The sequence below is a fragment of the Nocardia sp. NPDC003693 genome (assembly GCF_053981095.1).
Map to the genome: position 1 here is coordinate 81,655 of NZ_JBSFNO010000032.1, position 12,430 is coordinate 94,084.

12 protein-coding genes are annotated in these 12,430 nt (G+C 72.3%); 5 read left to right on the forward strand and 7 right to left on the reverse strand.

All coding sequences use genetic code 11. The features are described 5' to 3' along the window. Positions 1-10 precede the first annotated feature (10 nt). Together crtI and ACWDOP_RS28985 are read right to left on the reverse strand one after the other, a co-directional pair. On the reverse strand, positions 11-1,624 hold the full coding sequence (gene crtI / locus ACWDOP_RS28980; protein ID WP_456347563.1) for a phytoene desaturase family protein: 1,614 nt from the start codon (positions 1,622-1,624) through the stop codon (positions 11-13). A 251-nt stretch (positions 1,625-1,875) separates the two neighbouring features. Then, entirely contained in the window at positions 1,876-3,015 is a 1,140-nt protein-coding gene (locus ACWDOP_RS28985) for a polyprenyl synthetase family protein (RefSeq protein WP_456347564.1), read from the reverse strand. 576 nt (positions 3,016-3,591) lie between these two features. On the opposite strand from ACWDOP_RS28985, the gene ACWDOP_RS28990 reads away from it, so the two are divergent. Both ACWDOP_RS28990 and ACWDOP_RS28995 read left to right on the forward strand, forming a co-directional pair. Further along, a complete protein-coding gene (locus ACWDOP_RS28990) occupies positions 3,592-4,590 on the forward strand; it encodes a methylenetetrahydrofolate reductase (protein ID WP_456347565.1) in 999 nt (332 codons plus the stop codon). A 107-nt stretch (positions 4,591-4,697) separates the two neighbouring features. Further along, complete coding sequence (locus ACWDOP_RS28995; protein WP_456347566.1) at positions 4,698-5,555, forward strand: hypothetical protein; 858 nt, start codon at positions 4,698-4,700, stop codon at positions 5,553-5,555. Between the two features lie 39 nt (positions 5,556-5,594). Here ACWDOP_RS28995 and ACWDOP_RS29000 read toward each other — a convergent pair whose 3' ends face one another. The 5 genes from ACWDOP_RS29000 to ACWDOP_RS29020 all read right to left on the reverse strand — a co-directional run bounded on the left by ACWDOP_RS29000 (position 5,595) and on the right by ACWDOP_RS29020 (position 11,008). After that, complete coding sequence (locus tag ACWDOP_RS29000) at positions 5,595-6,752, reverse strand: glycosyltransferase family 2 protein (RefSeq protein WP_456347571.1); 1,158 nt, start codon at positions 6,750-6,752, stop codon at positions 5,595-5,597. After that, positions 6,752-7,441 (reverse strand): DUF3153 domain-containing protein, encoded by a 690-nt coding sequence (locus ACWDOP_RS29005; RefSeq protein ID WP_454206821.1) that lies wholly within the window; start codon positions 7,439-7,441, stop codon positions 6,752-6,754. The genes ACWDOP_RS29000 and ACWDOP_RS29005 overlap by 1 nt, the downstream gene beginning before the upstream one ends. Positions 7,442-7,543: 102 nt before the next feature. Next, positions 7,544-8,344 (reverse strand): carotenoid biosynthesis protein, encoded by an 801-nt coding sequence (locus tag ACWDOP_RS29010; protein ID WP_456347572.1) that lies wholly within the window; start codon positions 8,342-8,344, stop codon positions 7,544-7,546. Between the two features lie 487 nt (positions 8,345-8,831). Further along, positions 8,832-10,400, reverse strand: a complete 1,569-nt coding sequence (locus ACWDOP_RS29015; protein ID WP_456347567.1) for a phytoene desaturase family protein — start codon at positions 10,398-10,400, stop codon at positions 8,832-8,834. Next, entirely contained in the window at positions 10,397-11,008 is a 612-nt protein-coding gene (locus ACWDOP_RS29020) for a GNAT family N-acetyltransferase (RefSeq protein ID WP_354987296.1), read from the reverse strand. The genes ACWDOP_RS29015 and ACWDOP_RS29020 overlap by 4 nt, the downstream gene beginning before the upstream one ends. 260 nt (positions 11,009-11,268) lie before the next feature. Between ACWDOP_RS29020 and ACWDOP_RS29025 the strand changes: the two genes are divergently transcribed. The 3 genes from ACWDOP_RS29025 to ACWDOP_RS29035 all read left to right on the forward strand — a co-directional run. Next, positions 11,269-11,718: an SAV_6107 family HEPN domain-containing protein gene (locus tag ACWDOP_RS29025; RefSeq protein ID WP_454206803.1), complete on the forward strand. Its 450-nt coding sequence runs from the start codon at positions 11,269-11,271 to the stop codon at positions 11,716-11,718. 124 nt (positions 11,719-11,842) lie between these two features. After that, positions 11,843-12,268: a DUF3040 domain-containing protein gene (locus ACWDOP_RS29030; protein WP_454206805.1), complete on the forward strand. Its 426-nt coding sequence runs from the start codon at positions 11,843-11,845 to the stop codon at positions 12,266-12,268. Between the two features lie 85 nt (positions 12,269-12,353). Continuing rightward, positions 12,354-12,430: 2-amino-4-hydroxy-6-hydroxymethyldihydropteridine diphosphokinase (locus ACWDOP_RS29035; RefSeq protein ID WP_456347573.1), on the forward strand; the 77-nt coding region annotated here is incomplete at its 3' end.

Consider the following 12,430-nt stretch of genomic DNA (forward strand, 5'->3'; position numbering starts at 1 on the left):
GCCGACGAGTCTAGTGTGTGCGCGGCGGTGCTACCGCCTCGGCGGGGGCGGTTCGGCCTTCGGCATGTCGTAGATCACCCGCGATTCGGGTCGCGGCGAGTTTTCCGGACAGCAGAACGGTGGGCACGCCGACGCCCGGCACGGTGCCCGATCCCGCCAGAACCACGTTGTCACGGCCCGGAACCAGGTTCCGGGTGCGGAACGGACCGGTCTGGCGGAACAGGTGCGCGGCGGCGAACGGGGTGCCCGCCAGCATGCCCCGACCGCGCCACGTGCGCGGCGTGTCGACGATGTCGATCCGGAAGTGCTCCGAAATGCCGTGGTAGCCGCGACCTTCCAGCACGCCGAGCAACTCCCGCAGGTAGAACGGGCCGAGCCGGTCCCAATCCAGCGGCGCCGCGTCCAGATTGGGGCAGGGGGCCAGGAGCGAGAGCGGTTCGTGGCGCACGGTGTCCGAGAGCCTGCCCGCGGCGTCGATGTGCGTGCCCGGGCGGTCGATGTACAGGCCCGGATCGGTGAGCGCGGGCCGGGTCAGCAGCAGGGACGGATCGCTCATGAGCGATCCGCGGCCGGGGCGGGCGGCGATCTCGGTGAAGGTGCGATCCCATTCGTGACCGAAGTCGATGGTGTGATGCGCCCGCACCGGCCAGGTCTCGGCGACATGGGCCGGGACGGTGCCGTGCGCGACCACCGCCGAGGGCGAGGCGCGCAGGCCCCGGCGGCGGCGCAGGCCGAAACGTTCGAGGCCGCCGATGTCGGCGGTGACGACGACGGCGTCGCAGTCGATCACGCGCCCGTCCGCGACGCGCACCGCGGTGGCCCGGCGGCCCCGGTAGTCGATCCCGGTGACCTCGGCGTTCAGTTCGAGCACGCCGCCGGCGTCGGTGAACGCGCGGGCCAGGGCGGCGGCGATGGCGCGCATACCGCCCTCGGGGTAGTACACGCCGAGGCAGGTGTCCATGTACGGGATGGCGCCGTAGACCGCCAGCGCCTGGTTGGGCGCGGTGCCCGCGAACAGTGCCTGGAAGCTGTACAACCGGGCCAGCAGGTCGTCGCCCACGAGCCGGCGCACGCGCGGGCCGAGCCGGCCGAAACCGCCGAGCCGCACCAGTTCCAGCAGCGCCCGGCGCTTGTCCGGGTAGCGCACCATGTCCAGGGGCGAGTCGAAGTTGGTGTCCATGAAGTGCTCGAACTCGGCGTCGTAGACGCGCCGGAGCCAGTCGCGCAGCCGCCGGTAGCGCCGCCCGGCGGCGGCGTCGCGCACGCGGGTGATCTCGGCGACCATCCGCTCGGGATCGGAGTACACCCCGACCTCGGTGCCGTCGGCGAAGCGCGCCCGGTACGCGGGGGCGAGTTCGAGAATCCGCAGGCCCGCCGACTCCCGGGTCGCGCCGACGGCGGCCAGCGCCTCGTCGATGAGGCCGGGCACGGTCAGAATCGTTGCGCCGGAGTCGATCTCGTAGTCCGCGCCGCGGTACAGCCCGACACGTCCGCCCGGATGGTCGGCGCGCTCGAGCACGGTCACCGCCCGCCCGGTGCCCAGCAGATGCAGCGCCGCCGCCAGCCCGGACAGCCCCGCGCCGACCACCACGACCCGATCGCTGGGTCCCGCAACCGTTTTCATGCCCATAACCTGTGCTTCCCCGCTTCAATTTTCGTGTGGCCGCGCCGCCCTGCTTCCCGGATCACCCGCCACCGCGCGGGTGGGACGGCCGTGAACGATCGGCCCGCCGTCGGTTCGTTCCGGGGCTTCGCGCCCGGCGGTGCCCGGTCGCTCGGTGGTTCGCGCACGGCGTTCCCGACCGCAACCCTCTCATCCGGCGGGTCGTTCTTCGCGCCGAGCCCGCGCGCGAATGCCCGTGCGGCGGACCGTCGTCAGTAGGAGCGCGCCGTCGCGGCCAGGGCCATGGCGCGGAGTCTGCGCTTGGCGTCGGCGGTGGCGGTGCTGGCGTCCAACGCGGTCAGGGCCTGTTCGGTGAGGTCGGCGATGCGCTGTTCGACCGCGTCGACCGCGCCGAGATCGGTGAGCACGGCACGCAGTTCGGTGACCAGTTCGGCGGAGACGTCGGTGCCGAGGTTGTCGCGGATCAGGGCCGCCGCGGCCGGGTCGGTCGCGTCGGCGCGGCGTAGCGCCTCGGCGATGAGCACCGTGCGCTTGCCCTCGCGCAGATCGTCGCCGGACGGCTTGCCGGTGACGGCCGGATCGCCGAAGACGCCGAGCAGATCGTCGCGGAGCTGGAAGGCGATGCCGATGTCGGTGCCGAATTCGCGGTAGGCGGCGACGAGTTCGGGGTCGGCGTCGGCCAGGGCCGCGCCCAGGTGCAGCGGTCTCTCGATGGTGTACGCGGCGGTCTTGTAGCGATTGATGCGCAGCGCGGCCTCGACCGACTCGTCACCGCCCGCCTCGCCGTGGATGTCGAGCATCTGCCCGCCGAGCACCTCGGTGCGCATGGCCGCCCAGACCGGGCCGAAGCGGGCCAGGGCGGCCGGGGGCAGCCCGGCCTCGCGGGTCATGTCGTCGGCCCAGGCCAGGGCGAGATCGCCGATGAGGATGGAGATGGATTCGCCGTAGTGCAGGGCGTCGCCGATCCACTGTTCGCGGATGTGGCGCTGCTCGTATTCCACGTGCACGGTCGGGAATCCGCGCCGGGTGCGCGAGGAGTCGATGATGTCGTCGTGGATGAGGGCAGCCGCCTGCACCAGTTCCAGTGCGGCACAGGCCGTGAGCACCGCGTCGGCCTCGGGGTCCTCGGGGTCGCGGCCCGCGCCGAGCCAGCCGGTCCAGGCGAACGCGGGCCGGGTGCGCTTACCGCCGCGCAGCACGAACTGCTCGAGCACCCGCACCGCCTCCACCACGACCGGGCCCAGCGGCTCGACGATCTCGCGCCGGGTCTCGAAGAAGGCGGTCAGGCGTTCCTGCACGGCGGCGACGAGCGATTCCGCGCCGACCGGCTGACGGGTCGGGGTACCGGGTCCGGCGGACAGCGGATCCTCCTGGGGGTGAGCGCCGCGCACTCGCGCGCGACGCGTTCGCGGCCCCGGCCGACGGCGCTCGGCGACCCGCCCACGCGGTGACACGGAAAGGTTCGCCGAACAGCCACCCCGCGAGCCGACCGGCCGCGGGCGGGGTTCGGCACCGACTGTACCGAGCGGCAGGTTCCCGAAGCACATCCGCCCGCACCGCCGACCTCGCCCCGCCGTCCTACCGAACCGGCGGGATGGATGGAAGGCGTGTCCGTGTGTCGCCGATTCCGTTCCCGGTCGCGAGCCCCGCGGATCAGATCGGTGGGTCCGCGCGGATCCGCGCGGCTCGCCTCGAGGCGCCGGGGTGAGGGCGCCCGGCGCGAGGGGTGCGTGACACCCCGCCGCGAGCGCCGAGGGTGGATGAGCCATGGGGTTCAGGGGTGCTCAGGCCGGATACGCCAGGAAAGTGTCGGGTTCCACACGGGTGTGGGCGGCGGGGAGGTTCGGCCCGTCGGGGGCCGGTCCGGGGGCGGATATTTTCCGGCGCGGAGCGGAAAATGCCGGTAGAGGCGGTGGGCGGGGGCGGGTTCGGGCGTGGCGGAGGTGGGCGCCCCTTAAACTGGGGCCGTGAGTTTCGACAATGTACGGGGATATTCGACCCCTGGCCGAGTTTCCCGCACGCCGCTCGTGTCCGGAACTCGCTCGATCGTTCAACAGCTCGGGCCGCGCCCGGACGGGTCGGTGCCGTTCTCGGTGGAGTTCAATCCGCCGCGGGACGCCGCGGCCGAGGCCCGGTTGTGGCGGGCGGCCCGGGAGTTCGAACGCCTGCATCCGGCCTTCGTGTCCATGACCTACGGGGCGGGCGGGTCCACCCGCGATCGCACGATCCGGGTGACGGGTCAGCTGGCGCGCGAGACCACCCTGCTCACGGTGGCGCACCTGACGGCCGTGGATCACAGTGTCGCGGAACTGCGTTCGATCGTCGGCGCCTACGCGGACTCGGGTATCCGCAATCTGCTGGTGCTGCGCGGGGATCCGCCGGGAGATCCGCTGGGGGAGTGGATCGCACATCCCGAGGGGGTGCAGTATGCCGAGGAACTGGTGCGCATGGTGCGCGAGCTCGGCGACTTCCACGTGGGTGTGGCCTCGTTCCCGCAGGGGCATCCGCGCTCGACGGACCTGGAGACCGACACCGCGCACCTGATCGCCAAACTCCGTGCGGGCGCGGAGTATTCGATCACCCAGATGTTCTTCGACCCCGAGCACTACTTCCGCCTGCGCGAGCGCGCGCTCGCACTCGATCCGGTCGAGGGTGCCAAGCCGATCATCCCCGAACTCATGCCCATCACCTCGCTGCGGACCGTGCAGCGCGCGGTGGAACTGTGCGGGCGCGAGCTGCCCTCCGGGGTCATGGAGCGGTTGCGCAAGGCCGCCGGCGACGGTCCGGAGGAGAACAAGGCGGCGGTCCGGGCGGCCGGTATCGAGATCGCCACCGAGATGGCTCAGCGCCTCATCGACGAGGGCGCGCCCTGCCTGCACTTCATCACCCTGAACTTCGCCAAGGCCACCGGCGAAGTCCTGGCGAACCTGGGGTACACCGTCGCTCCGGCGGCCGTGCACGCCTGATCGTTTCGCGCGCACCGAATCCGACGCGGGCGTGCCGGGCGAAATGTCTGGAATGTTCTGATCCACGGAGTAGCGTGCGACCTCGACCGCGACGTTGAGGAGCCACCATGGCCGTGTTGCCGCACCTCGTACGTGTCGCAGGCGCGTTGAGCGCCTGTGCGCTGCTCACCGCCGCCGGTCCGGCGGGCGCGGACCCCGTGACCCCCGCCGCCCCGGAGATAGGCAACTCTCCGGCAATCAGCTTGGGCCAGGGCGCGACGGCCGACTCCGGCACCGCTGCGGGGAACGGAGTCGCCGCTGTCCTGGCCCAGGGCGTCGCCGCCGCGATGGCGGGCGGGATCGACCCGCAGGACACGGCCGACGCCGTGACCGCGCTGGCGGGCGCGACCGCGACCGCCGCGCCCACCGACTGGCTCGCCGCCTACGGCGAGACCGTGAAGGGCCTGCAGCAGTTGGGGATTCAGCCCTTCCTGTACCCGACCGCCGCCCCCTACTGCCTGACCGGGACCACCCTCGGCCTGGCCCCGGCCGTCGCGGGCGCGATCCCCGGCCCGTGGCCCGAACAGGCCATAGCCGTTCCGGGACTGGATCTCTCGGCCGTCAAGGCCGGCCAGACCATGTACGCCTTCGTGCCGTACGGCGTGAACGCGGACGGCGCCGACACCTCCGGCATGCAGGTGGTGTGGCTCAACCTCGACACCGGGCGCAGCGGTTTCGCGCCCATGGGCACGCTCGCGCAGGTCGTCAACGGCATGATCCCCGAACAGGTTCCGCTCGAACTGCGCCCCATGGTCGAGCAGGCGGTCGCGCAGTTCTTCGCGGGCGCGCTGCCGCGCGGCGGGGTGCGGGCGGTCCCGGTGGACACCGGCTCGGGCACGGTGCTCGCCGCCATGTTCGGCGTGGTCCGCAACGGCGAGAACTCCTGCTTCTTCTTCCCGACGGTGGGCCTGACCCCGGTGCCGTAATCCCGGGCGGCGGGGCGGGTCGGTAGACGTCGCCGAGGCTCAGCGCGCGTCGCCGAGGGCGCGTCCCTTCCAGGACAGTCGCCCGCGCGAGTGCGCGAGGTGTGAGCGTGCGGACAGGCCCAGATAGGCCGCCACCGAGATCGGATGTGCCAGCGCCGCAAGGGCATCCGCGCGGGTCGGCGGCCCGCCGGTCTCGGTGGATCTGGCGAGCAGGCGGCCGGTGACCCCGGCCGCGTAGCCGATCAGGCCGGCGCGGCGTATCCGGCCCCGGCCCAGCAGCGCGGCCAGCGGCGGCGCGCAATAGGCGAGTCCGGCGTAGACGCCGACCCCGGCGCTGCCCGCGGGCCCGCCGTAGGCCGACCACAGCCAGCGCGTGTATCCGGCGTCGAGTTCGCCCGCGCCCCGGTACATCCGGGTCCGCGCCAGCCGGCCGCCCGGCACCAGTTCGGTGCGCGCCCCGGCCCGGCGCAGGACCCGCGCGAGCGCCAGATCCTCGGTGACCCGGTCGGCCACCGCGGTGTGCCCGCCCACCCGCGCGTAGGTCGCGGCGTCGAAGACCAGGAACTGACCGCAGGCCACGGCCGTACTCGGGCGCAGGCTCCGATTGCCCAGCGGCAGCGGCAGTGTCGAGGCCCACGACCACGCCAGCAGCGGCTGTACCAGCCGTTCGAGCGCGGATCCGGCGTCCTGCCGGGGCCAGGCGCACACCAGACCCGCACGGCCGCGCCGCAATTCGGCCACCGCGGCCGCCAGCGCGCCGGGGTGTAGTCGCACGTCGGCGTCCAGGAAGATCAGGACGCCGAAGTCCTGGCCGGCCAGTTCGGCCAGGCGCGCGCAGGCGGCGTTCTTGCCGGTCCAGCCGGGCGGTGGCGCGATGTCGGTGCGCACCACGGTGAATCGTTCGTCGTCGCCGATGGCCGCCAGCGCGGCGGCCTCGGTGCCGTCGGTGGAGGCGTCGTCCAGGATGAGCACGCCCAGATCCGCGACGCCGCGCTGGGCGCGCAGATCCGCGATGAGCGCGGGCAGCCGGTCCGCCTCGTCCCGGGCCGGGACGCAGACCGTGACCACCTCGTCCACGGTCGCCGGAGCGGTGCGCAACTGCCGCACGGTGATTCGATTGAGCAGCGTGGTCGCCGCCCCGAACAGGGCGAGGGCAGTCCCGGCCCGCACCGCGAACTCGCCGGTGCGGGACACGATCACACCCGGTGTTCGTGGTCGGGGCGCACCCAGCGCATGGCGCGCACGAACGCCGGCGGATCGGGATTGCGGTTCATGTACGCGAGTACCGCGACCATGGCCGCCACCGCCAGGGTGATGCCGCCGACGATGCCCGCCCAGCCCGCGAAGGACCGGGTGTTGGGATCGGCGTAGCCGACCTCGGCGCGCAGCTGGTTCACCTCACCGGCGCTGAGCTTCCAGACCACCTTGGAATCACCCTCGCGGGTGCCGTTGGTGGTGGCGACGCGGGCCGGGAAGGCCACGGTGAACTGCACGTCCGAGCCGTGCGGGGGCAGACTCTTGAGGTCGACGCGGCCGGTCAGGGTGACCAGATCGCCGACCCGGGTGAACTGCAGCGTGAACATGCCCTGGGTCTGATCCGAGAGCGCGCCGAGCTGGGACACCTCACCGAAGGTGAGATCGTCGAAGTACACCTGCGAGCCGACGTAGCCGTCCTGGCTGTACGGGTCGACCCGGACCTTGCCCGAGAGCGCGTCGGGGGCGACCAGCTGCGGTCCCTTGTCCTTGTCGTTCTGCGGAACGGCCGCGGCCACGATGCGCCCGGAGACCCGGTCGTTGGACGAGACGCCCATGGACGCCTGTACGCGCAGGCAGCCGGTCAGCGCGAAGGCCAGTGCGGCCAGCAGCAGGGCGGCCGATATTCGCACCCACCGGCGTGATCGCCGCCGCCGGGCCGAGGCTCGCGCACCCGTCGCGAGGTCGGATTCGAGCGTGTCGTCTGCTGTGGAGATGATCGGACTCGGCACGGCTCACATCGTGCCATGGTCCAGGGGCCGCAGTGTGATTCGACGGGCCAGCAGCCCCCGAACCAGTGGAATCCCCAGCGTCGCCATACCGAGGAGTCCGTACGCGGCGGACACCGGCAACCCCAGGAATACCGCGTGGGCCAGCGCCGATCCCAGCCACGTCCACCCGAACACCGCGACCGGGACGACGAGCGCGGCCCGGCTGTCCGCCGCGGTCCGATCCCAGAGCTGCAGCAGCCCGGCCATCACCAGCCCGACCGCGAACCAGCCCAGGTAGTTCGTGACCGGAATCGCCCCGAGCCCCGGCAGTCCCGGATAAGTCGAACACCACGTCCACTGCCCGTCGGCGACCATCTGCGGGTCCAGGAACAGGTCCCAGCCCACCGCGCCGAGCGCCGTCAGGGGAATCCGCACGCGCCCGGCCGGATTCAGCAGTCCGGCCACCACCCACACCGGATACACCCCGCCGGTCCAGGCCAGCGGCACGACCAGCGGCACCCCCGCCACCTCGGGCCCGAGCCGGCCACTCGCGTACTCGTAGCACCCGAACGGCACCCCCGTCGCGATCCCCGCGATCTCCGCGAGCAGCCCGGCCCCCGACACGATGACCAGCAGTCCCGCCGCCCACCGCACTCCCCGCGTGAGCCCCGCGTGCACCAGCGCCGTCCCCGCCGACAACAGCACGACCGCGACCGTGACCCGGTCCCTAGCGACACCGTCCACCAGCGGGTACGAGATCTGCACGAGCACCAGCAACACAGCCGGCGCGACCGCCACCCACGTCCCCCGCCCCGCCGCGAACACCCCTGTCGGCTCGGCGCTCCGGCTCAACACGCCGTGCTCCGGCGCCCAACCGACGCGGTCGTAAACGGCCCGGTCATGCTGATCAGCTGCAAGTCTTCCTCGTGCGGCCGAACGTCGGTGCCACGTCGTGGATCACCGGGTGCGATGCCGGATCGAATCCGGTTCCCGGTGGGACAGATTCGACCCTGGTGTCGAGCGCGGCGGCAAGGCTCCGGCGAGCGGCCGAGGTGCTGTCGAGCGTGACCCGGGTGCCCGAACCAGGGCTGGGCACGGCCGTGGCGGCGTGATGCGGACACCGCACCCGGCGCGTGGGAGGCAGGCGGGTGCGTGCTCGGTCGGCGGCGAGCACGTCTCGAGTCATCGGCGGTACCGATGCCGTCGTCGAGCCGACGCTTCGGGGGGTTGGTCGCGGAGCGAGCCGGGCGCCGTCCGACCAGGGCACACGTCGGGTGTGGAGTTGTCGGGAAGCCGGGTAGGGCGGAGTCTGTCATCGGCGGGGAAGCCGGAGGCGGGGGCGGCGCAGGTCGCGGTGGACCAGGGCCGCGGCGCTGCGGCCGCTGGCGCCGGAGACGCCGCCGCCGGGATGGGTCGAGGCGCCGGTCAGGTACAGGCCGGGGGCGCCGGGGACGCGGTGGCCGGACAGTTCGGGGAGGGGGCGCCACAGGAACATCTGGTCCAGGGACATCTCCACGTGCATGACGTTGCCGCCGAGCAGGCCCATCTCGCGTTCGAGGTCGGCGGGGGTCTGGACGTGGCGGTCGAGCACGGTGTCGGCGAAACCCGGTGCGTAGGTGTCCACCTCGGCGATGATGCGGTCGCCCTCGCGGTCGGCGCGCGTGCTCCAGGAGCTGCCGTCGGCCAGCGCGTACGGGTGCCATTGCGCCCACAGCGAGAGCTGGTGCTGCCCCGGGGGCGCGATGCTCGGATCGAGCGCGCTGAAACTCATGGCCAGCACCACCGGGCGCGGTGGCAGGTCCCCGGCCAGGGCCGCGCCGTGCGCGGCCCGCAGGTGGCGGCGATCGGTGGCGAGCAGTTGGAGCCCGCGGGCGGATTCGGCCGTCTCGGCCCCGGCGTACTTGGGCAGCGCCGAGGTGGCGGCCCGCACCACCATGCCGATTCCGGGGCCGACGCGGATGCGCCGCCGCCAACTCTCGAGCGTCGCGGTGTCGAAACCACCCTGCTCCAGCAGATTCAGCGTGGTGAGGATGTGGCTGCCCGCGATCACGGTGTCCGCGTGGACTTCTCGCCCGCTCGCGGTGCGCACTACCCAGCCGCGCCCCGCGCGCGTCAGCGCCACCGCCGCGTCGCCGGGGGAGACCACGCCGCCGTCGGCGCGCAGCCGCGCCACCAGCGCGGCGCTGAGCGCGCCGGAGCCGCCGACCGCCCGCCCGGGCGGCAGGGTGTGCATCAGCGCGGCGAACCCGACCATGGGCGCGGACCCGGGTTCGGACATGGGCGGCCCGGACTGCGCGCCCCACCAGGCCAGGGCCGCTTTCAGCCGCTCGTCGTCGAAAAGGCTGTCCAGCAGGGCGTCTCCGCTCTGCAGGAACTCGCGCGAGAGCGCGCTGCCGCCGCCCTGTGCGTCGAGCCCCCAGAACGAGCGCAACAGTCGCCCCGGGGTGGGCGCGCCGCCGAACGAGCGCATGACGCTCGCGGTGCGCGGCGCCCACACCCGCACGAATTCCCGGTACGCGGCCGCGTCGCGCGCACCGCAGGCGGCCGCGATGGACGCGCAGGTGGCCTCGACGTCGCGGTGGAACACCAGCGGCGGGGCATCCGAGCCGGGCGGCGCGGGCGCGAAAGCCCAGGGGTCGCAATCGATGTACCGCAGTCCGAAGCGGTCGAGCTCGAGCTCCTCGACGATCCCGGTGTGCCGGATCATGATGTGCGCCGACGACCCGCGATCGACCAGATGTCCGGGGAACCGCTCGACCGTCGACACCGCCCCGCCGAGCACCGTGTCGCGTTCGAGCACTTCCACCGCGTGCCCGTCGCGTGCCAGGTAGCAGGCCGCGACCAGTGCGTTGTGGCCCGAGCCGATGATCACCACGCTCACAGCGGCAGCTGCCGCCCGAGCACGGCGAACTGCCGGGTGTCCCCGGCGAAGATGAAGCGCCGCACCACATCGCCGAAACCCTGCCGCCGGTACAGCTTCCAGGCCCGGTTGGCCTCGTGGTCCACCTCGGGCGTGGACAGCAGCACGCTGCGCTCGGGCCGGTTCTGCAGCAGCCGGGTGAGCAGGATCTCCCCGATGCCGCGCCCCTGCGCGGCCGGATGCACGTGCAGTTCGGTGAGTTCGAAGTAGTCCGCGAGCAGTTCCCGCGCCGCGTGCTCGGGCCAGCCGGTGCGGCGCATGCCGCTGTACACCTGCTGATGCCACCACTGGTGCGGCGCGCCGTGATAGCCGTACGCGATGGCCACGATGGGCGCGGTGCGCAGGTCGAGCCGCCCGTCGTCGTCGGGCAGCACCGCGGCCACGGACTGCCAGCCGGGCCGGGTGGTGTGCTCGGTCCACATGGGTGCGCGCTGATGCTCGGTGCCGCGCGGGTAGTCCATCGCCGCGACGTACACCGCGAGGGCGTCGTGCAGCCGGGCTCGCAGGGTCGCCGCCGACAGATCGACGACGACGGGTGCGGGCGTGGTGTTGGGTGTGACGGCGGTCATCGGGCAGGCGCGGCTCTCGTTGACGAGGGTGGGGGTTCGGCGAAGCGGACAGTGACTCGACGGGGTCGACGATAGTGCCGACATCGCGCCGTCCGCGATTCCGTCCCCGCGAGCGGGGTCGATTTCCGGAACTTGTCGGTGGGCGTCTCTATATTCAGACACAATTGAAACCTTCGAATGCCTGTTCGATCTTCGTGGTGGCTCATCTGCTTCGGAAGAGGTACCCGGGAACGTGGGGTATGCGAGTGGGGAGGTGCCCGATGTCCGGTACAACTGAACGTCAGAGCCATTCCGGCTACCCCGGCCGCGCCGGTGAGCTGCTGCGCCGAGCCGACGGCCTGCTCATGCAGGCCGCGGGCGAGCACGATCCGACCGAGCGTTTCCGCGCCGCCTACCTGGCCGCCCTGCGCGGCGCCGGCGCGGTGCTCGCGCTGACGGGCGCCGACCGCGCGCCCCGGGCCCGTTCCCGCAATGCCTGGGTGCTCATGCAGAAGGCCGCGCCGGAGTTCGTCATGTGGGCCGACTACTTCACCGGGCAGTCCGAGACGCGCGCGGCGCTCGAGGCCGGTCTGCCGCGGGAGGTGGACGATCGGCGCGCCGATGAGTTCGCTTCGCGGGTAGGGGCATTCCTGCACGACGTGGAAGATCTGCTCGCTTCTACGTCTCGTTTGCGTCCCGGTACGGGATGGGTTCCGGGAATGCTGGCCTGAGTTCCGGCGAGTAGGTGGTAGCTCGCTGATCGAACTCGTATTATTGGGGCAGACAGCCGCCAACGCCGGCTATCTGTCGCTTACCCGGAGGCGACCGCCACCACCTAGTGCCGGGGGAGGTACCGTGCCACTCTCCGAGCACGAGCAGCGCATGCTCGAACAAATCGAGAGCGCGCTCTATGCTGAGGACCCCAAGTTCGCCTCGACGGTTCGGGGTGGACGCCTACGTTCCGCTACCGGCCGACGCAGACTCCAATCGGCGGCTCTGTTCGTCCTCGGTCTGTTCTTACTCGTGGCAGGCATAGCCGCGCCCGTGAAGCTGGGCGACTTCCCGATCATCAGCTTGATCGGCTTCATTGTCATGTTCGGCGCGGGAGTGCTGTTGCTGATCGGTGGCCCCGGGATGAACTCCCAGGGCACCCGCGGCGACGAGCAGCATCCCGCCGCCGGACCCGGTCCCGGCGGCGGCCGTGGCCGGCCGCGCAAGCAGGGCGGGTTCTCGGCGCGAATGGAGGATCGGTTCCGTCGCCGGTTCGAGCAGGACAACTGAGCGGCCCGCTCCGTTGTCATCGGAGCGGACCGATTCGCTGTAACTGAAGCAAGCGCGACACGCCGTGGCGCCACACCGATTAGAGGTGTGCACCCTGACCCTGCCGCATCCGCAGGCGCACAACCGCGCTTTCGTGTTGACGCCGTGGGCGGAGGTCGAGCC